Annotated in this window: 21 protein-coding genes; 4 read left to right on the top strand and 17 right to left on the bottom strand. The window is 40.8% G+C overall.

The genetic code is table 11. The features are described 5' to 3' along the window. The first annotated feature begins 1 nt into the window (after window position 1). The gene (locus QM408_RS01375; protein WP_084927908.1) at window positions 2-1,441 is read left to right on the top strand and encodes a TrkH family potassium uptake protein; all 1,440 of its coding nucleotides are present in this window, start codon (window positions 2-4) and stop codon (window positions 1,439-1,441) included. A gap of 335 nt (window positions 1,442-1,776) precedes the next feature. On the opposite strand, the gene pflB is transcribed toward QM408_RS01375, so the two are convergent. Further along, on the bottom strand, window positions 1,777-4,092 hold the full coding sequence (gene pflB / locus QM408_RS01370) for a formate C-acetyltransferase (RefSeq protein ID WP_049532477.1): 2,316 nt from the start codon (window positions 4,090-4,092) through the stop codon (window positions 1,777-1,779). A gap of 238 nt (window positions 4,093-4,330) precedes the next feature. Here pflB and dinB point away from each other — a divergent pair, with 238 nt between their 5' ends. Then, window positions 4,331-5,392 carry a DNA polymerase IV gene (dinB, locus tag QM408_RS01365; protein ID WP_414373306.1) on the top strand — a complete coding sequence of 354 codons (1,062 nt, stop codon included), beginning with the start codon at window positions 4,331-4,333 and terminating at the stop codon, window positions 5,390-5,392. Between the two features lie 34 nt (window positions 5,393-5,426). Here dinB and QM408_RS01360 read toward each other — a convergent pair whose 3' ends face one another. After that, complete coding sequence (locus QM408_RS01360; protein ID WP_000280780.1) at window positions 5,427-6,272, bottom strand: undecaprenyl-diphosphate phosphatase; 846 nt, start codon at window positions 6,270-6,272, stop codon at window positions 5,427-5,429. Window positions 6,273-6,332: 60 nt separating this feature from the next. Then, a complete protein-coding gene (locus QM408_RS01355) occupies window positions 6,333-8,222 on the bottom strand; it encodes a DUF2207 family protein (RefSeq protein WP_414373303.1) in 1,890 nt (629 codons plus the stop codon). Window positions 8,223-8,361: 139 nt separating this feature from the next. Here QM408_RS01355 and QM408_RS01350 point away from each other — a divergent pair, with 139 nt between their 5' ends. Together QM408_RS01350 and QM408_RS01345 are read left to right on the top strand one after the other, a co-directional pair. Beyond that, a complete protein-coding gene (locus QM408_RS01350) occupies window positions 8,362-9,927 on the top strand; it encodes an ABC transporter substrate-binding protein/permease (RefSeq protein WP_020901541.1) in 1,566 nt (521 codons plus the stop codon). Then, window positions 9,927-10,667 (top strand): amino acid ABC transporter ATP-binding protein, encoded by a 741-nt coding sequence (locus QM408_RS01345; RefSeq protein WP_004262060.1) that lies wholly within the window; start codon window positions 9,927-9,929, stop codon window positions 10,665-10,667. Before QM408_RS01350 ends, QM408_RS01345 begins: the two co-directional genes overlap by 1 nt. Window positions 10,668-10,863: 196 nt before the next feature. Here QM408_RS01345 and QM408_RS01340 read toward each other — a convergent pair whose 3' ends face one another. The 14 genes from QM408_RS01340 to QM408_RS01275 form a co-directional block, all read right to left on the bottom strand. After that, window positions 10,864-11,079: a capsule biosynthesis transcriptional regulator gene (locus QM408_RS01340; RefSeq protein WP_001130038.1), complete on the bottom strand. Its 216-nt coding sequence runs from the start codon at window positions 11,077-11,079 to the stop codon at window positions 10,864-10,866. A gap of 837 nt (window positions 11,080-11,916) precedes the next feature. After that, the gene (gene ilvA / locus QM408_RS01335) at window positions 11,917-13,167 is read right to left on the bottom strand and encodes a threonine ammonia-lyase IlvA (protein ID WP_033685561.1); all 1,251 of its coding nucleotides are present in this window, start codon (window positions 13,165-13,167) and stop codon (window positions 11,917-11,919) included. 112 nt (window positions 13,168-13,279) lie between these two features. Beyond that, window positions 13,280-14,302, bottom strand: a complete 1,023-nt coding sequence (gene ilvC, locus QM408_RS01330; RefSeq protein WP_000290683.1) for a ketol-acid reductoisomerase — start codon at window positions 14,300-14,302, stop codon at window positions 13,280-13,282. A gap of 66 nt (window positions 14,303-14,368) precedes the next feature. Continuing rightward, on the bottom strand, window positions 14,369-14,845 hold the full coding sequence (ilvN, locus tag QM408_RS01325; protein WP_001253803.1) for an acetolactate synthase small subunit: 477 nt from the start codon (window positions 14,843-14,845) through the stop codon (window positions 14,369-14,371). Next, window positions 14,838-16,538, bottom strand: a complete 1,701-nt coding sequence (locus tag QM408_RS01320) for an acetolactate synthase large subunit (protein WP_084888210.1) — start codon at window positions 16,536-16,538, stop codon at window positions 14,838-14,840. The genes ilvN and QM408_RS01320 overlap by 8 nt, the downstream gene beginning before the upstream one ends. A gap of 200 nt (window positions 16,539-16,738) precedes the next feature. Beyond that, on the bottom strand, window positions 16,739-18,406 hold the full coding sequence (locus QM408_RS01315) for a DAK2 domain-containing protein (RefSeq protein ID WP_060627476.1): 1,668 nt from the start codon (window positions 18,404-18,406) through the stop codon (window positions 16,739-16,741). Between the two features lie 2 nt (window positions 18,407-18,408). Next, the gene (locus tag QM408_RS01310; protein ID WP_000216437.1) at window positions 18,409-18,774 is read right to left on the bottom strand and encodes an Asp23/Gls24 family envelope stress response protein; all 366 of its coding nucleotides are present in this window, start codon (window positions 18,772-18,774) and stop codon (window positions 18,409-18,411) included. Window positions 18,775-18,929: 155 nt separating this feature from the next. Continuing rightward, the gene (gene rpmB, locus QM408_RS01305; protein WP_001140948.1) at window positions 18,930-19,118 is read right to left on the bottom strand and encodes a 50S ribosomal protein L28; all 189 of its coding nucleotides are present in this window, start codon (window positions 19,116-19,118) and stop codon (window positions 18,930-18,932) included. A 106-nt stretch (window positions 19,119-19,224) separates the two neighbouring features. Beyond that, window positions 19,225-19,899, bottom strand: coding sequence for a LiaF transmembrane domain-containing protein (locus QM408_RS01300; RefSeq protein ID WP_414373294.1), 675 nt, complete (start codon window positions 19,897-19,899; stop codon window positions 19,225-19,227). Between the two features lie 4 nt (window positions 19,900-19,903). Beyond that, window positions 19,904-20,350: a LytTR family DNA-binding domain-containing protein gene (locus QM408_RS01295; protein WP_414373292.1), complete on the bottom strand. Its 447-nt coding sequence runs from the start codon at window positions 20,348-20,350 to the stop codon at window positions 19,904-19,906. Window positions 20,351-20,463: 113 nt separating this feature from the next. After that, window positions 20,464-20,967 (bottom strand): phosphatase PAP2 family protein, encoded by a 504-nt coding sequence (locus QM408_RS01290; RefSeq protein ID WP_414373290.1) that lies wholly within the window; start codon window positions 20,965-20,967, stop codon window positions 20,464-20,466. Window positions 20,968-21,061: 94 nt separating this feature from the next. Next, window positions 21,062-22,822 carry an ABC transporter ATP-binding protein gene (locus tag QM408_RS01285; protein ID WP_414373288.1) on the bottom strand — a complete coding sequence of 587 codons (1,761 nt, stop codon included), beginning with the start codon at window positions 22,820-22,822 and terminating at the stop codon, window positions 21,062-21,064. Beyond that, a complete protein-coding gene (locus tag QM408_RS01280; protein ID WP_049501834.1) occupies window positions 22,812-24,581 on the bottom strand; it encodes an ABC transporter ATP-binding protein in 1,770 nt (589 codons plus the stop codon). Before QM408_RS01280 ends, QM408_RS01285 begins: the two co-directional genes overlap by 11 nt. Beyond that, a complete protein-coding gene (locus QM408_RS01275; protein ID WP_049542573.1) occupies window positions 24,556-25,026 on the bottom strand; it encodes a MarR family winged helix-turn-helix transcriptional regulator in 471 nt (156 codons plus the stop codon). Before QM408_RS01275 ends, QM408_RS01280 begins: the two co-directional genes overlap by 26 nt. Window positions 25,027-25,078 lie beyond the last annotated feature (52 nt).

Genomic DNA, 25,078 nt, shown 5'->3' with positions numbered 1-25,078 from the left:
AATGAATAAAAGTATGATTCGTTACCTCCTTTCAAAATTACTTTTGATTGAAGCTGTTCTTCTTTTGGTTCCTGTGTCTGTCGCTGTCTATTACCGTGAATCGAGCCAAGTTTTTACGGCCCTCTTTTCAACAATAGGGATTCTCGTATTACTAGGCGGTTCAGGAATTTTACAAAAGCCCAAAAATCAACGGATTTATGCCAAGGAGGGAGTCTTGATTGTTGCCCTCTGTTGGATCCTTTGGTCCTTCTTTGGTGGTCTCCCCTTTGTCTTTGCTAGACAAATTCCCAGCGTTATCGATGCCTTTTTTGAAATCAGTTCTGGCTTTACAACTACTGGAGCAACTATTCTGAACGACGTTTCGGTTCTCAGTCGTTCCCTCCTCTTCTGGCGAAGTTTTACCCACTTGATTGGAGGGATGGGAGTGCTTGTTTTTGCACTTGCTATTATGGACAATGCCAAGAATAGCCACCTAGAAGTGATGAAAGCTGAGGTTCCTGGCCCTGTTTTTGGCAAGGTTGTATCCAAACTCAAAAATACTGCCCAGATTCTCTATCTCCTTTATCTAGCTCTCTTCTCCCTCTTTGTCATCATCTATTATCTGGCTGGCATGCCCCTATTTGATAGTTTTGTCATTGCCATGGGAACAGCAGGTACAGGAGGTTTTACCGTCTATAACGATGGAATCGCCCACTATGGTAGCTCACTGATTACCTATCTGGTTAGTATCGGAGTTTTGGTTTTTGGGGTAAATTTCAATCTCTACTACTACCTCATGCTCCGTCGCGTCAAGGCCTTCTTTGGAGATGAAGAACTCCGAGCTTACTTGGTAATTGTTCTGCTTTCTACAGGCTTGATTAGCCTCAATACTCTCTATCTCTATCCAGGATTTTCAAAGAGTTTTGAAATGGCCTTCTTCCAAGTTTCCAATATCATTACGACGACTGGTTTTGGTTACGGGGATATTACCAACTGGCCCCTCTTCTCCCAATTTATCCTTCTCTTCCTCATGGGAATCGGTGGTTCTGCTGGCTCAACCGCAGGTGGACTCAAGGTTATTCGAGGCCTCATCCTTTCAAAAATTGCTAAAAACCAAATTTTGTCAATCCTATCGCCCCACCGTGTTTTGACCCTCCATGTTAATAAAACGGTGATTGACAAAGATACCCAGCATAAGATTCTCAAGTACTTTGTCATCTATTCTATGATTTTGCTATCCCTTATCTTTATTGTCAGCCTAGATAGCAATGATTTTCTAGTCGTTACCAGTGCTGTCTTTAGCTGTTTCAATAATATCGGACCTATTCTAGGAACCACTTCTAGTTTCTCAATCTTTAGTCCTATCTCAAAAATTCTCCTCTCCTTTGCAATGATTGCAGGGCGCTTGGAGATTTATCCAATCCTACTTCTCTTTATGAAGAGAACTTGGTCTAAGAGATAAAATACAACCACACCTTGTAAACCTACAAAGTGTGGTATTTTTATTTTCATACTCTTCGAAAATAAAAATACCACGTCAGCTTCGCCTTGCCGTATATGTGTGACTGACTTTGTCAGTCTTATCTACAACCTCAAAGCGGTGCTTTGAGCAACCTGCGGCTAGCTTCCTAGTTTGCTCTTTGATTTTCATTGAATATCAAATACCTCCCGCAACTCAACAAGTATCTTTGAATCCCGGTCAGACATTTCAATACCTGACTTAAGGAATTTAATAGTCCAAAAAATAACCCTCAGTCGTTTGACCGAGGGTTCCTTTTCCTTATTCAAGTTAATTGATTAGCTCAATGCATCATCCATTGAAAGAACTTCGTGGAAGACACGTTGTGTCAATTCAGTTTTTTGTTCTGGAGTGAGGTATTTAGTGTTTACACAGTATCCAGAGATACGTACGATAACGTCTTCACCTGACATGATCTTTTCGTAAACATCGTTCAAGTCCATAACGTTCAAGTTAACGTGTTGTCCACCGTTTTCGAAGTAACCATCAAGGATTGTTACCAAGTTATCAACTTGTTCGTCACGAGTCTTACCAAGCGCGCGAGGTGAAACTTGTGTAGTCAATGAGATACCATCAGCTGCGTAACTAAAGTCAAGGCTAGAAAGTGAGTTCAAGTTTTGCAACCATCCACCTTTAGCTTTGTTAGATGGGTTAGCACCTGGTGAGAAGAATTCAAGTTTAGACAAGTTGACAGAACCATCTTCGTTGAGGTATACACCTTTGTGGACTGGTGAGTTACCAGTTTGTTTAGAGTAAGCAACATTAGATGTGATTGTCAAAAGTGATACTGTAGCTTCTGCGTCTTTGTAAAGTTTGTGGCTACGTAGACGAGTTGTATAAGCTTCAATCAACCACTCTGCCAATTCGTTTGAACGTGGGTCATCTTCACCCCAACGTGGGTATTCACCGATTGTTTCATAATCGTAGATGTAGCCATTTTCATCACGGATTGGTTTAACTGTAGCGTATTTGATAGCTGACAATGTGTCAACAGTGTTGGCAAATCCACAGATACCGAATCCCATGTTCGCACGTTGTTTAGTTGGCAAGAAGGCCATTTGAACAGCTTCGTAGTTGTACTTATCAGTCATGTAGTGGATGATATTCAAAGCATCTACGTAAGTGTCAGTCAACCAGTCAAGAGATTTTTCAAAGTTAGCTTTAACTGATTCAAATTCAAGAACTTCGTCACGGATTGGTTCGATGTCAAATACTTTGTAGTCTTTGTGAACATCGTCGTAACCACCGTTCAAACCAGTAAGAAGGGCTTTCAATACGTTTACACGAGCACCGAAGTACTGGATGTTGTGGCGTTGTTCTTCATTTTCTGGGTCAAGTGGAGACACACAGCATGAGATACAGCTCATTTCACCATATCCGTCTTTAGCCATTGTTGTTACACCTTCGTATTGGATAGAAGAGTGTTTGTGGCTCATATGCATACAGTAGCGACGGAAGTTGTATGGCAATTTGTCAGTCCAAAGAACTGTCAAGTTTGGTTCTGGAGAGTTACCGATATTGTCAAGAGTGTTCAAGAAACGGTAGTCCATCTTAGTAACACGGTGACGACCGTCGTTACCCATACCAGCCATAGAAGTTGTGATGAAAGTTGGGTCACCTGAGTACAATTGGTCGTAAGCTTTTGTACGAGCAAATTTAACTGTACGAAGTTTCATAACGAAATCATCAACGAATTCTTGGATTTCTGATTCAGTAAATGTACCACGAGCAAGGTCACGTTCTGCAAAGATATCCAATACGATTGGTACACGTCCTAGAGATGTAGCAGCACCGTTGATAACACGGCAGACAGACATGAAGGCGATGTTAACCCATTGGATTGCTTCTTTAACGTTCATCGCTGGTTTGCGAACGTCAACTCCGTAAAGGTCACCCAAGCGAACAACTTGTTGCAACGCTTGGTATTGAAGATTGATTTCTTCACGAAGACGGATTGTTTCTTCATCGATTTCTTCGATTGCATTCCAGTCGTTTACTTTTTCTTGCATCAAGTAGTCTGCACCGTAAAGAGCAAGACGTGCGTAAACACCGATGATACGTCCGCGTGAGTATGCATCTGGAAGACCAGTTACAGTGTGAGCGTGACGAGCACGACGGATGTTTGAAGTGTAAGCACGGAAGATACCGTCGTTAACTGTTGTTACGTATTTAGTGAAGATTTCGTGAACAGCTGGGTCTGGTTCGTATCCATTTTCTTTCAAAGTAGTTTCAGCCATACGGATACCACCTTTTGGCATGAAGTTCAATTTGAAGAGTTCGTCATTTTGGATACCAAAGATAACTTCGTTTTCTTTATCGATAAATCCAGCAGGAATATCAGCGATAGAAGTTGGACGAGTGTCCATTGGGAAACGAGTTTCTTCGTAGTGAGCCTTAGTTTCTTCTACAATTTTTTTGATGTGAAGTGAACGTTCTGTTGGTCCTGCAAGGAAGCTTTCGTCTCCGTCATAAGGTGTGTAGTTAGCTTGTACGAAGCGTGATACACTTGCTTTTTCTTTCCAATCTACGCCTTTGAAGCCTTCCCAAGCTTTATCAAAAATATCTTGTGCTTCAACAACTGTCTTAACAACCATGTTAATGTCCTCTTTTTTCTTTCTAGTAACAGTCATCTGTTACATTCATGAGACAAGTATACCATACAGTAACCGATTTCAACAAGTGATAAATCCCTATTTTTACACTTTCTTTTCTAAAACAGTCTATATTTTATCCCAAACTGTATTATATTTTTGAAAAAATTAAAGCCTTTTTTCTTTTTTTCAGAAAAAAGGGTATAATAAAAGAAAATAAGCGGTAAAAAGGGGGCTAGGCATGTTGATTTTTCCTTTATTAAATGATTTGTCAAGAAAAATCATCCATATTGACATGGATGCCTTTTTTGCTGCAGTGGAAATTAGAGATAATCCTAAACTTAGAGGAAAACCTGTCATTATTGGAAGCGACCCCCGGCAAACAGGTGGGCGTGGTGTCGTTTCCACTTGTAGCTATGAGGCGCGAGCTTTTGGTGTCCATTCTGCTATGAGCTCTAAAGAAGCCTATGAGCGTTGTCCCCAGGCCGTCTTTATCTCAGGGAATTATGAAAAATACAAGACTGTGGGCCTCCAGATTCGAGCTATCTTTAAGCGTTATACAGATTTGATTGAACCCATGAGCATTGACGAAGCCTATTTAGATGTGACAGAAAATAAACTCGGTATCAAGTCAGCGGTCAAAATTGCTCGTCTCATTCAAGAGGATATCTGGCAGGAACTACACCTGACTGCTTCCGCAGGCGTCTCCTACAACAAATTCTTAGCTAAAATGGCCAGCGATTATCAAAAGCCACATGGTCTGACAGTGATTTTACCTGACCAGGCTGAGGATTTCCTCAAACAAATGGATATTTCCAAGTTTCATGGAGTAGGAAAAAAGACGGTGGAAAGACTTCATCAAATGGGTGTTTTTACCGGCGCTGATTTGCTTGAAGTCCCTGAAGTGACCCTGATAGACCGTTTTGGCAGACTGGGCTATGACCTTTATCGAAAGGCTCGTGGTATTCACAATTCCCCGGTCAAATCCAATCGCATCCGTAAATCAATCGGGAAGGAGAAAACCTATGGGAAGATTCTCCGTGCCGAGGAAGATATCAAAAAAGAGCTGGCTCTCCTATCAGAAAGAGTCGCTCTCAATCTCAATCAGCAAGAAAAAGCTGGTAAAATTGTCATTTTGAAAATCCGCTACGAGGACTTTTCAACTCTTACCAAACGAAAAAGTCTGGCTCAAAAAACACAAGATGCTAGTCATATAAGCCAAATAGCCCTGCAACTCTATGAAGAATTAAGCGAGAAAGAAAGAGGTGTCCGCTTGCTAGGAGTTACCGTGACTGGATTTTAAAACCTTGAAGAGTCTGAACCCTTCAAGGTTTTTCTTATACAAATAAACGGACAAAACTGTAAAGTAGCAAAACACTACCAAGCACGATGCGGTATTTACCGAAAAGGGTAAAGTCGTGTTTTTTCACATAGCTTGTCAAGAAACGAATAGCGACCATGCTGACTGCAAAGGCTACTCCCATCGCAACCAAGAGCAAGAACAATTGCCCAAAGCTCAAGAGCTGTCCTGCTTTTATAAATTTGAAAATCTTTAAGGCACTAGCTCCAAACATAACAGGAATTCCAAGATAGAAGGTAAATTCCGTCACAACAGAACGACTGGTTCCATTTAACAAACCACCGACAATAGTCGCTCCTGAACGGCTAGTTCCTGGTAAAAGGGCAAGAACTTGGAAGAGTCCGATATAGAATGCTGTCGTATAAGGAAGTTTGTCCAACTCTGTTACACTTGGCTCTATAGCACGCGCTTCATTGCGCTTTTCCAAATAGATAAAGGCAATCCCATAGATAATCAACATGAGAGCAACAGAAACCATGTTATGGAAGTGGGTATCAAACCAATCATCAAATTTAAAGACGGCAAGTAAAGGCAAAGTGGCAACCAAGACCTTCAACCACAGTCTCCAAGTCTTACGAACTTCCTGCTTATCCTTAGTCGATTTGAAAGGATTGAGCTTGTTAAAGTAAATGACCATAACCGCTAAAATAGCACCAAGCTGAATCACGACATTAAACATGGACATAAAGGCTTCATTTTGATTTTGGTATTGGATAAACTCCTCTGCTAAAATCAAGTGACCTGTACTCGAAATCGGCAACCATTCCGTAATTCCTTCAACAATCCCGAAGAAGATAGATTTTAAAATTTCAATAAGATACATAGATTACTCCTTTTTCTATCTTCCATTATAGCATACTTTTTCAGTATATGGCAGTTCTCTTTAAAAGGCACCGATACTGCCACCGCCTCCTCCTCCAGAGAAGCCACCGCCAGAACTTCCACTTCCAGAAGATACGGAATAGGTACTTGCTGTGTTTGCGACGCTGGCATAATGGCTCATTTGCGCACTTGAATGATAAAACATACTATGCCAACCATAAGCTACATAGAGGTTGATATCTGGATTTTCCACTTGGATATGATGAACCTTCATCAAATGACTGACCTTGTCTGCATAGCCAAATAAAGTCGCATAAACCAAGAGGCGATTCCAGACCACAATACTTTCCAATTCAGCCTGATCCAATCGTGCAATCTCACGCAACATATTTTCAAAACTGGTCCAGAGATAGTATACTTCTGCTCCTGCTTCATTTAGGACACCATCACGATTATCTAATCGAAGCTTCCAATAATAGAAAACAGCCAAAACCAAACCTAGAAAACCAAGTATTGGCAAGGGAATGTAAAGATAGCCATAAACATCCAAACTGTACAAGAACAAACCAAATCCGATAAATAGGGGCAAGATAGTCAAGACCCCCATACCCACTTGCAAGGCCTTTTCCCCACCAGTTAAAGGACGGTAGTAATCCGGAAGCCCCCAGAAGGTAACTCTATTTCTCACTCCTTCTTGCATCTCTTTCAATACTTCTTCAAAAGAAGATTTGAGCTGACGCCCCTTTGCTTGAATCCGTTTTTCATCAGAAACTTTTGCTCTACGATAAAGACTATCAGATACCTTGTAATCCGCAAACAAATTGGAAAGAGTTTCTTCTTTTTTGCCTGAAAAAGCCAGATTTAGACAGTCTTTCTCAAAACTTGACAAACCATCTTCTTTTACTAGCTTCAAACCAACTGCATCTCCTTCTGAAATGATAGAAACATTCCCACGGTCTATCACATCTAGCAAGGTAGCTTGAATAAGTTGGTCAAAGGTAAATTTACCTGCTCCTTTTGTTAGAGGACTCACTTCTTCCAAGGAGGTCGAGTAGACTGCTTCTGATAAAACCATAGGCTCTAATTCCATTGGTGGTTCATAGATACGATGATTTTTGGCATATTTGACGGAAGGAGTGGTCTTTCTTCTATAGATGAAATAGAAGCAAATACTCAATAACAAGGAGATAGAAAGTATCGAAGGGAAGACCCAAGTAACGAGTTGTTTACTTTGCTCTTTTTCTTTAAAAATCGAGTCTTCTATCTTATTAAACTCTTCTAAACGATTTCCTTTCAATCCCTGATCCCTAGCGCTAGCAAAATCAGTTCGAGGCCAGTAGGCATGCAATTCAACTCCCCGCTTAGGCGGAAGATTGTCTAAACGGATAGTATAATCAAGGTTACTCTTTTCAACCGTTCCCTCTCTAAAAAGTTTCCCTGTATGGAAAAAGAGTTTTTCAGCCCCCTTGTCTCCCCTTACATGAAATTCAAACTTTCCAATAGCTCCTGAACTATCTGTCAGAGGTTGCCAATTTAATTCAGCGATGTCATCATAAAGGAAAAGTAAATTCTTTAAGTTCCAAACGAGGTCAACTTCAACTGTGTCGCCTTCTTGACCTGAATTGTAGACTTTCACAGTATAACCATTCGCCTCTTCTGTCACTTCGCTAGTAACGTCTGTCAGTTCAGCACCGTTTTTCGAGGCCTGAACCTTTGGTTGAGGATCTATCTCAAATCCGCTAGGCATCTTGCCAGCACGTCCAAGTCCCACGATTTGCCCCTTAAAGTCCTCCTCAAACTGGTAAACTATCTTCTGTCTAAATTCTGCCGTATTGTCTGCATGAATATACAAATCTCCTTGATAAGAGTTTATCTTAAAATCAATGGCAAAAACCGAGAGTGGAAACATACAAAACAAACAAAATAACAGCAAGAAAAAAGTTTTTTTCATCAACTAAGTCCCCTTTTTTATCTTTGCTATCATTATATCATTTTTTCATAAGTAAGGGCTTACCTATGTTGAAAAATAGAGTTTTTTTCGATAAAATAGGAGGCAGTTATTTTTTAATAGATTAGAAATAGGAGAAATCATGAGAAAAATATACTTATCTATTTTCACAAGTCTCTTGCTGATGCTGGGACTTGTCAATGTTGCCCAAGCCGATGAATATTTACGCATCGGGATGGAAGCAGCATATGCTCCCTTTAACTGGACTCAGGATGATGATAGCAATGGGGCTGTCAAAATCGATGGGACTAACCAGTATGCTAACGGATACGATGTTCAAATCGCCAAGAAAATCGCTAAGGACTTAGGTAAAGAACCTTTGGTTGTTAAAACAAAATGGGAAGGTCTAGTTCCTGCCCTTACTTCTGGTAAGATTGACATGATTATCGCAGGTATGAGTCCTACTGCCGAACGCAAACAAGAAATTGCATTTTCAAGCAGTTACTACACTAGCGAACCAGTTTTGCTTGTCAAAAAAGATTCTACTTATGCAAACGCAAAATCTTTGGATGACTTTAACGGTGCAAAAATCACTTCTCAACAAGGTGTCTATCTTTATGACTTGATTGGTCAAATCCCAGGTGCTAAAAAAGAAACTGCCATGGGAGACTTCGCTCAAATGCGCCAAGCTCTTGAGGCTGGTGTCATCGATGCCTATGTTTCTGAACGTCCAGAAGCTCTGACTGCCGAAGCTGCTAACTCTAAGTTTAAAATGGTTCAAGTAGAACCAGGTTTCAAAACTGGAGAAGAAGATACAGCTATCGCCATCGGACTTCGTAAAGATGACAACCGTATTAGCCAAATCAATGCCAGCATTGAAACCATTTCAAAAGACGATCAAGTTGCCTTGATGGATCGTATGATCAAGGAACAACCTGCCGAAGCTACAACAACTGAAGAGACTAGCAGTAGTTTCTTTAGTCAAGTCGCTAAAATTCTTTCTGAAAACTGGCAACAACTCTTGCGTGGTGCTGGTGTCACTCTTTTAATCTCTATCGTCGGAACCATCACAGGTCTCATTATTGGACTTGCCATTGGTGTCTTCCGTACTGCTCCTCTATCTGAGAATAAAGCCATTTATGGCCTACAAAAACTAGTCGGCTGGATTCTCAATGTCTATATTGAAATCTTCCGTGGTACACCAATGATTGTTCAATCGATGGTTATCTACTATGGAACTGCCCAAGCTTTCGGTATCAACCTTGACCGTACACTAGCTGCTATCTTCATCGTTTCGATCAACACCGGTGCCTACATGACTGAAATCGTCCGTGGTGGTATCCTAGCAGTTGACAAGGGACAATTTGAAGCCGCTACTGCTCTTGGTATGACTCATAACCAAACCATGCGTAAGATTGTCCTACCTCAAGTAGTCCGTAACATCCTACCAGCAACTGGTAATGAATTTGTCATCAATATCAAAGATACATCTGTATTGAACGTTATCTCGGTTGTCGAACTTTACTTCTCAGGAAATACCGTAGCAACACAAACCTATCAATACTTCCAGACATTTACAATCATCGCCGTGATTTACTTTGTCCTCACCTTCACCGTAACACGTATCCTACGATTCATCGAACGCCGCATGGACATGGATACCTATACTACAGGTGCTAACCAAATGCAAACGGAGGATTTGAAATAATGACACAAGCAATCCTTGAAATTAAACACCTCAAAAAATCCTATGGACAAAACGAAGTGCTAAAAGACATTTCTCTAACTGTTCACAAGGGTGAAGTTATCTCTATCATCGGAAGCTCTGGAAGCGGAAAATCAACCTTCCTACGCTCCATTAACCTACTTGAAACTCCAACTGATGGACAAATCCTTTATCATGGACAAAACGTTCTCGAAAAAGGCTATGACCTCACACAATACCGTGAAAAGTTGGGAATGGTTTTCCAATCCTTTAACCTCTTTGAAAATCTTAACGTACTTGAAAACACAATTGTCGCTCAGACAACTGTCCTTAAACGCGAACGTACAGAAGCTGAAAAGATTGCCAAAGAAAACCTAGAAAAGGTCGGCATGGGAGAACGCTACTGGCAAGCCAAACCAAAACAACTCTCAGGTGGTCAAAAACAACGTGTAGCCATCGCTCGTGCCCTTTCAATGAATCCGGACGCCATTCTCTTTGATGAACCAACATCAGCTCTCGATCCAGAAATGGTTGGAGAAGTCCTCAAAATCATGCAAGATCTGGCTCAGGAAGGCTTGACTATGATTGTAGTGACTCACGAAATGGAATTTGCCCGTGATGTCTCTCACCGTGTTATCTTTATGGATAAGGGTGTGATTGCCGAAGAAGGCAAACCAGAAGACCTCTTCACCAATCCTAAAGAAGAACGTACAAAAGAATTTCTTCAACGTTATCTCAAATAAAAAGAAAAGGCTGCATCAATCGTGCAGTCTTTTTGCTGTCCTCATACTCTTCGAAAATCAAATTCAAACCACGTCAGCTTCGCCTTGCCGTACTCAAGTACAGCCTACGGCTAGCTTCCTAGTTTGCTCTTTGATTTTCATTGAGTATCAAAATGAAAAGGCAGACCTTATTCAAGAATCCGCCATTATCCAAAGATTAATCTTCAAATTTTTCATAATTTTTTTCATAGAAATCAATTAAACCTAGAGCTGTTTCAAATGAAATATTTTTTACTTTTGCACGACCCTGCGCTAGAGCAATGATAGACATTTCACGCGCATTCGTTTCTTTAGAGATACGGTAGCCTGTGATTTTCTTATCACGAACCCAGCCAACAACTGATTCTACTTTTTCAAAGTTTGACTTAGCCATGTTCTTCTCCTATTTTCTTCTTTACGATATTTAATTGTATACGTTTTTATGACTTTTGTCAATAAAAAAACATATATTCAATAAAATTAATGATTTATTTTTCTATTACTATCTTATTAAAGCCGATAATATATAGGTTTTCCCTTGCTATAAACCATTAGCAAATACCTTTAAAATAATTGTATTATTAAATCTTATTTATGTAATAATATTCGTATTTGACAGATGCTGATTCTCGATAATCTAGACATATTCTAATCTTATTTCATATTATTTATTCCACTGTAAAACAAAAAAATTTGACAAAATAATCTTCTGCTCTAAACCATTTCTAACGAGTATTTTTCTCCTTTTAGACTTTTTCATGTCTGCACCAGCATTCAATCATTTGGTCAACTGTACCAGTTATTTACTTTATCAAGTTTACTTTTTATTTCTCCTACCCATTAAAATACAAATAGCTAGGAAACCGTAGTATTCTATGCTTCATTTTTTTACTGTTTTCATCTTACGAATATTCCATCACTCTTCTCAGTAATCTCAGTATAATAAGGCATCTCATTAGTATTGATTATTTTTTCTAATCCCTATTATATTTAGCTAAATTTCAGATTAGCTATATATAAAATAGTAGATTTCAAAAAACTCCTAACATATAACAAGTAATTTTACTCCCTTACTATAAACTGAATCAAAAAAACATAGGTACTATAATGAGTTATGATAGAAATAGCGTAATCGATTTCCTAAGTCCATAGGAATCGCCCCCTTTCTTCATCTTCATTATAGCACCTATACATCAATTGTGCAAATAATATGATATTTTTTTATTAGTCCTCAGACAAGCATATTATAGAGCGTTTCGTTACCATTTAAGTTAATATAAGCTGGATCAAAACCTTCCATTCGACGAATCAAGCCTGCATAATCATGCTTATCTGCCAAGGCAATCCCAATCAATACTGGGCCTGTCCCCTTGCTAGCTCGTTTGATATACTCAAAACGTGTGATATCATCATTTGGCCCCAAGATATCATTTACAAACTCACGCAAAGCCCCCGGACGCTGTGGAAAATTAACCACAAAGTAATGCTTGATCCCATCATAAATCAAGGCACGCTCTTCCATTTCCGGCATACGGTTGATATCATTATTTCCTCCAGAAATGATACAACAAATGGTTTTCCCCTTGATATATTCAGCCAAAACCTCTAAAGAAGCGATACTAGCAGCTCCAGCAGGTTCTGCGACAATCCCTTGCTTAGAGTAGAGGTCAATCAAGGTTTCAGAAATCAATCCCTCATCGACACCTACTAAGGTTTGAACATGTTGACGAGTTGCTTCATAGGTCAACTGACCTACCTTTTGCACAGCAATCCCATCCGCAAATTTGTCAATTTCTGTGAGTTTGACAGGCCCACCAGCTTCAAAGGCTGCCTTCATGGAACGTGCCCCATTAGCCTCTACTCCGATGACTTCAATTTCTGGACTTGTTTCCTTGATATAGGTAGAAACCCCAGCAATGAGACCACCACCTCCAACAGGAACTAAGACAGCATCAAAATCAATTGATTCTTTTCGAGCTTCTTCTAAAATCTCATAAGCAACTGTCCCTTGACCCGCTTGAACATGGGCATCATCAAAGGGATCAATAAAGGTACGATTTTCAGAAACTGTAAATTCTTGAGCTGCTTTGGCTGAGGCATCAAAGGTATCCCCAACTAGTTTAATGGTTACAAAATCCCCACCAAAAAAGCGAACTTGTCCAATTTTTTGTTGCGGAGTAGTAATGGGCATAAAAATAGTAGCAGGAATTTTCATTTCATTACAAGTATAGGCTACTCCCTGCGCATGATTTCCCGCAGAGGCACAGACTACCCCACGCTCACGCTCTTCCTTGCTGAGCTGCGAAATGGCATAATAGGCACCACGGATCTTAAAAGAACGAACACGTTGAGCATTTTCCTTTTTCAAATAAATCTTAGCACCATACTTCTCCGATAAATAATGGTCGTAATCCAGTGGGGTATTCACAACCACACCGTTCAAGACTTTATGAGCCTTGATGATATCTTTTGAACTTAACATCAATTTCTCCTAGACTATTTCAAACTTATCGTAATCCATCTTTTAAAAAGAGATGAATTGATTATAAAAGCGAGTTAGTCCCCCAACTCGCCTTCACCTTAATTTCTATCAATTAGTTATAGATTTTGAATGCATCATCGTCGTTTTTACCAACGAATGGCATTGCTTTACGCAATTCTGCACCAACTTTTTCAATTTCAAGGTTAGCTGCTTGTTCACGGTAAGCAGTCAATTTTGGACGTCCAGCTTTATAGTCATTTACAAAGTCATTTGCAAATTTACCATTTTGGATGTCTGCCAAGACAGCTTTCATGTTTTCTTTAACTTGCTCAGTAATCACACGTGGGCCTGATACATAGTCACCGTATTCAGCAGTGTTTGAAATAGATTGACGCATTTTCTTGAATCCACCTTCGTAGATCAAGTCAACGATCAATTTCATTTCGTGAAGAACTTCAAAGTAAGCCAATTCTGGAGCGTATCCTGCTTCTGTCAAGACTTCAAAACCTGCTTCGATAAGGGCAGTCAAACCACCACAAAGTACAGCTTGTTCACCAAACAAATCTTCTTCAGTTTCTTCTTTGTATGTTGTTTCAAGAAGACCTACACGTGCAGCTCCAACACCTTTACACCAGTCCATAGCAATGTTTTTAGCATTTCCTGTTGCATCTTGGTAAACTGCGTAAAGAGCTGGAACACCAAATCCTTCTTCGTAAGTACGGCGTACCAAGTGTCCTGGTCCTTTAGGAGCACACATGAAGACATCTACATCTGCAGGAACTTTGATAAATTCAAAGTGAATGTTGAAACCATGAGCAAATCCAACTGCGTTTCCAGCTTCCAAGTTTGGAGCGATTTCTGCTTCGTACAATTCTTGTTGGATTTCGTCTGGTGCCAAAATCATGATAACGTCAGCCAATTTAGTTGCTTCTGCTACTGTGTAAGTGTCAAATCCATCTTCTTTTGCTTTGTCAAAAGATTTACCTGGACGTACACCGATGATGACATCACGACCTGAGTCACGCAAGTTTTGAGCATGCGCATGTCCTTGTGAACCATAACCGATAACGGCGATTTTTTTACCGTCAAGTGCTGCTACTTTAACATCTTTTTCATATTCCATTTGAACTGCCATAGTTTTTTCTCTCTTTTCTATTATTTATTGCCTTTTAGGCTGGATTAACAAATTTAAGTTGGATTTTTAATCACGGGTAAATCCAGTGGCACCCGTTCGAGCAATATTGCGAATACCGTATGGTCGAATGACTCGCAACAGAGCTTCACTCTTTTCAGCATTTCCTGTCATCTGAATGGTAATCGAGCTTGGCGCTACGTCTACCACCGTTGCACGGAAAGGTTGAATAATCGCTAGAATCTCAGCGCGCTTCTCAGCTGGCGCTGACATCTTAACCAAAATCACCTCGCGCTCCAAATGAGGCTTGTCTGTAATATCACGAATGCGAATCACATCAATCTGACGATTGAGCTGTTTGATAATTTGCTCCACCTCATCATGTGAAGCAACATCAATAATAATGGTGATCCGCGATACATTCGGATCTTCTGTTGCTCCAACAGAGATACTTTCGATATTAACCTGACGACGAGACAGAACGCCAGTAAAGCGATTGAGGACTCCTGAACGATTTTGTAGTTTTGCTGTTAACATTCTACGCATGGAACTTCACCCCCAACATCTCATGATTACTCTTACCAGCTGGTACCATTGGTAACACCTGTTCCTTACGAGAAATATCTACCTCGATTAGCATAGGAACATTCTCAGTGATGACTTCAAGGTCTTGAGCCAAGGTCTCAGGATTGTCAAACTTATAGTTTTTAATGCCATAAGCTTGTGCCATCAATTGGAAATCAGGAAGGGTATCAAAGACTGACTCTGACGTTCTACCTTCATAGAAGGATTCCTGCCATTGGCGAACCATTCCAAGTGAGTGGTTGTTCAGCATAACCACCTTGATTGGCACCTTGTAAATGTTCAAAATAGCCAATTCCTGGTTAGTCATTTGGAAACCGCCATCCCCAACAAACAAGACTACTTCCTTATATGGGTTAGCAATTTTAGCTCCAATTGCTGCTGGAATTCCAAATCCCATGGTTCCCAAACCACCTGAAGTCACTAACTGACGTTCATTTTGGTAGGGATAATACTGAGCTGTCCACATTTGGTGTTGACCAACGTCTGTTACCACAATGGCATCTCCGTTAGTTAATTCACCAATTCGTTCAATAACAGCTTGCGGTTGAACTACACGCTCTTTCTTATCATAAGAACGAACGCGGTTCTTGTCTTTAGTGACTTTTTCAATCCATTTTTCAGTATTGTTATGAACTGTTGGTTCGGCCAGCAACATTTGCAAGGCTTTCTTAGCATCTCCAACTACAGGAATATCTGCACTGATAATCTTGCCAATCTCGGCTGGGTCAATATCAATGTGGGCAACCTTGGCATTCTTAGCGAAGGTCTTAGGATTCCCCGTCAAGCGGTCATCGAAACGGCAACCAATACTAATCATAAAGTCCGCTTCCGTCATGGCAATATTAGCTGCGAATGACCCGTGCATGCCTCCCATTCCAAGGAAGAGTGGATGACTCGTTGCAATCGTTCCTTGTCCCAAAAGACTGGTTACCACTGGAATTTGATAGCGTTCTGCAAATTCATTTAATTCTGCAGCTGCTTCAGCATAACTAATCCCACCGCCAGCTAGCAAGACTGGCTTTTTAGCCTTGGATAATTGCTTCAAGATTTTCTTGATTTGCATATCATTTGGCTCAAGAGTCGGTTGATAACTTGGTAGGTTCACTTCTGGTGAATAGATGAAGTCCGTTTCTAAAGCAGATACGTCTTTAGGTAGGTCAATTACAACTGGCCCTGGTCGACCTGTAGTTGCGATATGGACAGCTTCCGTAATGATACGCGGAATATCAGCTGTCTCACGAACTTGATAATTGTACTTAGTGATTGGCATGGTAATTCCCACGATGTCTGCCTCCTGAAAGGCATCCTTCCCAATCCCCGCTCGCGCCACTTGACCTGTAAAGACCAAAAGGGGAACACTATCGCTCATGGCATCTGCAATTCCTGTAATGGCATTTGTTGCTCCCGGTCCGCTAGTGACGACGGCAACACCCAACTTTCCAGTTGATTTAGCATAACCTTCAGCTTCATGCAGACAGCCTTGCTCATGGCGTCCTAGAATGTGGCGAATGCCTTTAAAATTATATATCGCATCATAAAAAGGCAAGACCGCACCACCAGGATAACCAAAGATGGTATCAATTCCTAAATCACGAAGTGTTTCCAAAACTAGGTCCGACCCCGTCTTAGGAGATTCTAAACTGATTTTCTCCATTGTTCCCCTTTCTCTTCTCTTAAAAATAACTTGTTTCTATCATACCATTTTTTCAAAATTTTTCAAGAGAAAAGAAGAAATTTTCTGAATTTTCTATTTTAACGTTTATTTATGAATGTTATTTTTGTTTTTATTAAAAAGATACCGATTTCATTTACTAAAAAAGAAAAAAGAACTGATTTCTCAGTTCTTCATTAATCTTATTCCACACTGAATAGGTATGGGTAAACAGGTTGTTGACCTTGGTGAATCTCGACTTCAACGTCTTCGAATTCTTCTGCGATTTCTTGAGCAATTTCATTGGCAAGTTCTTCGCTTCCATCTTCACCGACATAGAAGGTTACAATTTCACTATCTTCATCCAACATATGTTTCAATGTTTCTGTCAAGGTTTGGTGCATGTCAGGGTTTGACACAAGAATTTTCCCATCAACCATACCAAGATTATCGTTTTCATGGATTTCTAAACCATCAATGGTTGTATCACGAACGGCTGTTGTGACGCTTCCGCTAACGACATCTCTAAGGGCTGCAGTCATACGCTCTTGATTTTCTTCAATTGACTTGCTTGGATCAAAGGCAAGAAGACTTGTCAAACCTTGAGGAAGAGTACGAGTCTCTACCACTACTGCTGGTTGCTCCAAAACTTCTGCTGCAGATTGAGCTGCCATGAAGATGTTTTTGTTGTTTGGCAGGAAGATGATGTTACGAGCGTTGACCTGTTCAACAGCCTTGATAAAGTCTTCTGTTGAAGGGTTCATGGTTTGACCGCCTTCGATAACATAATCCACACCTTGAGAACGGAAGATATCTGCTAGACCTTTACCAGCAACGACAGCAATCAAAGCATATTCTTTTTCTTCAGCTGGTTTGCTAACTTGAGCAGCTTCTTTTTCAACCTGCGCTTCGTGTTGGTTACGCATATTGTCAACTTTTACCTTGACCAAGCTACCATATTTGAGACCTTCTTGCATAACAAGTCCTGGATCTTCTGTATGGACATGGACTTTGACAATTTCATCATCATTGACAACAAGGAGAGAATCCCCGAGTTCATTCAAGTAGTTACGGAATTCGTCGTAGTCAAAATCTTTGGCATAGGTTGGACCTTGCTTAAGAGCTACCATAATTTCAGTACAGTAACCAAACGTGATGTCCTCAGTCGCTACGTGACCAGCCACAGACTTATGATGCTCTGCATTGATCATCTCACTCATGTTGGCAGGAGTCGCTACAAAGTCCTCAGATGCAATATATTCGCCAGTAAGGGCTGAAAGGAAACCTTCATAGATGAAGACCAGTCCTTGACCACCTGAATCCACAACGCCAACTTCTTTCAATACTGGAAGCATGTCTGGCGTTTTAGCTAGTGCTGTTTTAGCACCTTCCAAGGCTGCGCGCATGACTTCAACAGCGTCATCTGTTTGCTCAGCTTTTTTCTTCGCACCAATAGCTGCCCCACGAGAAACTGTCAAAATCGTTCCTTCAACTGGTTTCATCACTGCCTTATAAGCAACTTCTACACCTGATTGGAAGGCAAGGGCCAAGTCTTGACCTGTTAATTCGTCTTTATCCTTGATGGCTTGTGAAAATCCACGGAAAAGCTGAGACGTAATAACGCCTGAGTTTCCACGCGCACCCATCAAAAGACCTTTAGCAAGAATGCTCGCTACCTCGCCAACTGTAGAAGCTGGCTTGTCTGCAACTTCTTTAGCTCCATTTTCAATGGTCATTCCCATGTTTGTTCCAGTATCTCCATCTGGAACTGGAAAGACGTTTAATGAATTGACATATTCAGCTTGCTTATTCAAGCGAGTTGATGCAGCCTGCACCATTTCTTGAAATAAGCTAGTAGTAATTTTTGACACGGTTATTCTCCTACAACTTTGATATTTTGAATGTAGACATTTACAGTCTGAGCAGTAATTCCAAGTTGGTTTTCCAAACTAAAACGAACACGCTCTTGAATGTTTTTTGACACTTCGCTAATCTTTGTTCCGTAGCTCAACACGGTATATACATCAACTGCAATACTGCCATCTTCGGCCGCCTTTACGACGACACCTTTAGAATAATTTTCCTTACCTAGAAGGGCTTGGAAATTATCTTTGAGGGCATTTTTACTAGCCATACCGACCACACCAAAAATTTCAGTTGCTGCTCCACCTACGACGGTTGCAATCACTTCATCTGTTAGTTCGATTTGACCATCTTTTGTATTAATTTTTACAGTCATCCTTTTTACCTCAACTAGTTGATACTCTATTTTATCATATTTCAGCCCAAGTGTAAAAGCAGAATACTGTATCAGCGGATATTTACTCTATTTTTCAAATGATTTTATATCTACAGTAAAAGAAAAAAGACCCTAAGGTCTCCTTACTTTTATTATTAAACGCGTTCAACTTTACCTGATTTCAAAGCACGAGCTGAAGCCCAAACTTTTTTAGGTTTACCATCGATAAGAACAGTAACTTTTTGAAGGTTTGGTTTTACGGCACGTTTTGTTTGGTTCATCGCGTGTGAACGGTTGTTTCCTGATACAGTCTTACGACCTGTAAAGTAACATACTTTAGCCATTTGTGTTTTCCTCCTATTAGATCTAATATAGCGGATGTGCTAGCACCACATACTGTACTATGTTATCACACTTTCTCTGTTTTGGCAAGGGGATTGAAAGATTTTTTTATTTAACGTAAACAACTCCTAATTTCCCAAAAGCCACATCTCCACGGATAATCAAGGTTTTGCTGGTTGGCGCTAGAGAAGTATCTGCCTTGGCTACGCCACAGAAAGTTTCTACCTTTAAATCAACTCCCCAATGTTTAGGAACATAGATAACTGCATTCCCAAAACCGACTTCCACTTTCAGAGTTGCGCTATCTCCTAAAATCTCTGCATTGTCATAATATATCTTGGCATTTCCAAAACCAACTTCTACTTGGTCGTCTACCAATTCTTGATTTTGCTTGTAGAAAGTCCCAGTCCCAAAAGCAACTTCCTTATCTGTAAGAATGGTCTTTTTACCATCATACCACCATTTTTTCCCATTCCAAGTTCTGTTAGAATGAGTGAGTGCGCTGACACCCATTACGATTAAAATACTTGCCCAGAACAATGACTGATTGGGAATTGGTAAAATGCCATAAAAGTGGTTAGCAATCATTAAGGCTACTAGAGCTGTAAAAGAGGCTGAAGTTAAGTGACGACGCAACAAAGCTCCAACTGATTGATAGGCAAAAAATGCAATACCAAGCAAGGGCCAAATTTGCCCACCGAATGAAGGGATTCCAAAATTTCCTTGTAATAATATTAAAGCTGCCAATACTAGCAACACAATACCAAATGCTTTCTTTTTCATGTTCTTACCTCATGTTTCTTAGATTTTCTTTTAGGAGGGATTGGTAATGCCGTGAGACATGAACCTCCTTGTGAGTCTGATAAAAGGAAATGGTGCCCGTTCCTGAAAAGGATTTGTCCACCGAGTAAACCTGACGGATATTTGCAATAGTCGACTTGGATACCCGACTAAAATAGCGAGGAAGGATAGCCTCTAACTCATAGAGTTTAAGCCGAACCTCGTAGGCATCTTTCTGGGTATGGGCATAAATCTTGCTACCTTCCGTCTCAAAGAAGAGAATTTCCGACAAATCCAGATAATATTCGCCCGTCCCCTTGTAAAAAATCAACCGAGGAGACTTGGACTCTTGCAAGAGGCTCTGTAAATACGCAATCTCATCTGTCAAAGCCGCTGCCTTGATGACAATTTCAGTTTCCTCTAAATTGCTGTCAATTTCAATTCGTAACTTCATTCCATCTCCTTTCTGACTCTACTATATCAAAGGGAAAATAAGAAAACAAGAGCAAAAAAGCAAGTGGCTACTTTAGACTCGTAAGTGGTTGTATGGCCACCTTAACTTACAGGTCAAAATAGAAAGAAAATCACACCCCACACAAGAGCACAAATATAGCCAACCACTACATCCTTGGGAAAATGCACTCCACCTAAGACTCTCACTAGACCGAGGAGGGCTGACAAGACCAACAAGATAACCCCTACAGATAAACTAGCATGTAAGCAAGCCATGGAGATAATGGTTGCTGAGAAGACATGACGACTGGGCATAGACTGACCAGGACTGTCTCTGTCTAGTAGCGATACAATTTCCCAAACTTCATAAGGCCTAGGGGCATTGATTTTCTTACGAAGAAGGGACAAAATCACAAAACCTGATGCAGGGATAAACACATAGATCAAGACCTGTTTCCCAAATCCTTCTCGGAAATAGATAGTGGTTAACAAGGTCAGATAAACTATAGGCATAACTACTGTCATGAAGCGATTAAAAGTTCTTAACAAGCTCAGAAGAAAGGGCTCATTTTTAATGTTACCAGCAATGTGGTCATACCACTCTTGATAATTTTTCATATATTTTCTCATCACTTACTCAAATTTTGCTTATAGGGAAGCACTTGTCTCTAGTATAGTTCAGAAAAAGAAGGCCGTCAAGCCTTCTTTGGGTTTATTCTTCTGCTTCGTCTTCTGTAAATTGACTGTTGTAGAGGTCAGCGTAGAAACCAGCTTGCGCCATCAGCTCATCATGATTGCCTTGCTCTATGATATTGCCATCTTTCATGACAAGAATCAGATCCGCATTACGGATGGTTGACAAGCGGTGGGCGATGACAAAGGAAGTTCTGCCCTCCATCAAACGATCCATAGCTTTCTGAATCAATTCCTCTGTACGGGTATCAACAGAAGAAGTCGCCTCATCTAGGATTAGGAGTGGCGCATCTTTCAGCAAAGCACGAGCAATAGTTAAGAGTTGTTTTTGCCCGACAGACAAGGTCACTGTATCATCCAAGACAGTATCATAACCATCTGGCAGGGTCATGATAAAGTGGTGAATCCCTACAGCCTTGCTGGCTTCAATCACACGCTCATCACTAATACCTGTTTGGTTATAGATGAGATTGTCGCGAATGGTTCCTTCAAAGAGCCAAGTATCCTGTAAGACCATTGAAAAGGCATCGTGTACTTCCGAACGCTTCATATCCTTGGTATCCACACCATCGATACGGATACTTCCCTTATCAATCTCATAGAACTTCATCAAAAGATTGACAATGGTTGTCTTACCAGCTCCGGTCGGTCCGACAATCGCAACCTTTTGACCTGCATGAGCGGTCGCAGAAAAGTCATGAATAATGGTTCGCTCTGGTGTATAACCAAAGGAGACTCGATCAAAGACTACTTGACCTTTCATATCGCTCAATTGTCTTTCTTTATAGGATTCGTCTTCCATTTCCTCTTCAGCTAGGAATTCGAAGACACGTCCCATGGCTGCACTAGCCTGCTGAAGACTAGTAACCCCTTGGGCGATTTGTGAAAGAGGCTGAGAAAAGATACGAACGTAGGCCATAAAGGCCACGATAATCCCGATACTGATCTGCCCATTCAGAGCCAAGGCTGCACCGACGATAATCACTAAGGCATAACTAAAGTTCCCAATGAACATCATAATCGGCATCATAATCCCTGAAATAAACTGAGATTTCCAGATACTGTCATACAGACGATGGTTTAATTTCGCAAACTCTTCTTTCGTACTTTCGATGGCATTGTAACTGGTCACCACATTATGGCCAGAGTACATTTCTTCCACATAGCCATTGACAGCTGCTAAATCTTGTTGCTGACTCTTAAAAAATCCCTGTGATTTGCCCATAAAGACGGACACGAAAGCAAAACCAATAAGGGTTGAAACAACCGTCACCAAGGCTAAAATCCAGTTCATCCCAAACATGGTTACCAAAACTGCCAAGACCAATAAACTAGATGAAAGAACTGTTCCCAGACTTTGATTAAGGGACTGGGCTGCAGTGTCAACGTCATTGGTTACACGAGACAAGGTATCCCCTTGAGAATGTCCATCAAAATATCTCAATGGTAGGCGATTGATTTTCTCTGCAATGGCTCTTCTCAAACGCTCTGAAAAACGTTGAATGACTGTTGTAAACAGAAAGGCCTGCAAATAATTTGATAGAAGTCCAATCACATAAATCACGGCCAAAAAACTACCAATAGCTGCAACTGCCGCTACATCCACACTTGTTTCCAAACCACTAGCAATAATATTAGTCATTTCCTTGATGCGGGTTGGCCCATATACAGTAATGATATTAGATAGGATTGTTGCTAGAAAGGCTATCAGAAGGGCAAACTGGAGACCTGCAAGATAGGGTTTACTCTGTTTCCAGAGAGACATTTTTTTATTTTCCATGTTCCAATTCCTCCTTCGATAATTGTGAATAGGCAATTTCTTGATAAACTTCGTTATTAGCTAGAAGTTCCTTGTGGGTGCCTTGTCCCACGACTTTACCTTGATCCAAGACCAAAATCAAATCTGCATCCATAATGGTTGAAATACGCTGTGCGACGATGAGCTTGGTCATAGATTTTGTTTTCTCTGCTAGCTCTTGGCGTAGGACACGGTCTGTCTTGTAATCCAAGGCTGAGAAGGAGTCATCAAAGATGAGAATTTCTGGCTTCCGAGCCAAGGCACGCGCAATGGCCAGACGCTGTCTTTGTCCACCTGAGAAGTTGGTTCCTCCTTGAGCTACTTCTGACTCCAAGCCAGCTTCCTTGTCTTCGATAAAGTTCTTAGACTGGGCCAATTCCAAGGCTTGCCACATAGCTTGTTCACTAAGCGGTGTTTCTTGACTATGTCCAAAGTCTAGATTGCCCTTGACATCACCTGAAAAGAGTACAGCTTTTTGTGGTATATAACCGACCTTATTGCGCAAATCTTCCAAACCGTAATCTTGAACATTAACTCCGTCCACTAGAATTTCTCCTGCTGACACATCGTAGAAACGTGGAATCAGATTAACTAGAGTTGATTTACCAGAACCTGTTGACCCAATAAAGGCCACTGTTTGACCAGCTTCTGCTCTAAAGCTAACATGCTCGATAACTGCCTCCGAATTTGCCGCATAGCGGAAGGTCACATCCTTAAATTCGACCTGACCTTTGAGGTTTTCATCAGCCAGCTGCACTTGAGCAGGGTTTTGAATAGAAGAATGCAAATCTAAAACTTGATTAATCCGCTTAGCAGAGACCATAGTTCGGGGAAGAACGATGAAGAGTGCTCCCATGAGAAGGAAGCCCATGACAACCTGCATAGCATAAGACATGAAAACAATCATGTCACTAAAGAGAGGCAGACGCGCTATCGGAGCAGCGTCGTTAATCACATAGGCCCCAATCCAGTAAATCGCCACACTCAAACCACTTGAAATCCCCATCATGATAGGGTTCAAAATAGCCATAAGACGGTTGACAAACAAATTCAAGCGTGTCAATTCATCATTTGCTGATGCAAATTTTTCATTTTGGTAATCCTCTGCATTGTAGGCGCGAACGACACGAATACCTGTTAAACTCTCACGAGTGATACTGTTCAGTTTATCTGTCAGCCCCTGAATCAAGGACTGTTTTGGAAAGGCTAGCGTCATCAAAACTGTCGTCATCAGGACGTTGACAATCACTGCCACAAGTACGGCCCAGAGCCAGTATTCTGAATGGCCTAAAATCTTCCCGATAGCCCAGATAGCCATAATCGGACCACGCGTTACCACTTGCAAGCCCATGGTAATCAACATTTGAACTTGAGTAATGTCATTGGTAGTACGCGTCAAGAGACTGGGAATAGAGAATTTCTTAATCTCTGTCTGCGAGTAATCCAAAACTCGGTTAAAAATATCACTTCTCAACCTACTAGTATAAGAAGCCGCCACTCGGGATGCAAAAAATCCAACTGCAACTACGGACAAGAAGGCAAGAAAGGACATTCCCACCATCATGCTTGCCGGCTGCCACAACTCATCTAAATTAGTTCCTTGACTACCTAGCAAATCCGTAATTTTCGAGATATAGGTCGGCACTTCCAACTCTAGATAGACCGAAAAACAAGTAAAGAGAATGGCTAGTAAAATCATCCCCCATTCTTTTCTACTAATTCGTTTGGCTAATTTCTTCATTCTCTCCTCCTATCTTCTCAACATTTTCTTGCAACTGACCGAGGACCTTTTCAAAGATTGCCAAGTCTGACTTTGAAACACCATCTAGCAGACTCTGATCAATGCGTTCAAAGAAGGCCTTAACCTGCTTCATTTGAGAACGCGATTTGTCCGTCAGACGAACAAATTTAGCCCGCTTATCAACAGGACTCGCCTCCAATTCCACCAAACCATTTTGCACCATACGCTTGACTAGATTACTAGCAACAGACTTAGTAATATTGAGTTCCTGCTCGATATCTTTAATCAAGACCAAGTCTTGGTTTTCTTCACGGCTATCCAAAAAACGCACCACCTGACCTTGCGGTCCACCCATAAATTCAATGCCACAATGTTTGGCTTCCTTTTGTACCATCAAATGAATCTGGTGACCAAAACGCTTAAAGACCAACATCGGTTTATCCATACTAACTCCTTTCTAACCATCGCATTTAGTTCTCCTGAGAACTAAATAAGTT

This window comes from Streptococcus mitis (assembly GCF_047464965.1).
Classification (GTDB): domain Bacteria; phylum Bacillota; class Bacilli; order Lactobacillales; family Streptococcaceae; genus Streptococcus; species Streptococcus mitis_DU.
Note: the sequence above shows the minus strand (reverse complement) of the source record. Positions and strands in the feature narration are given on the sequence as shown.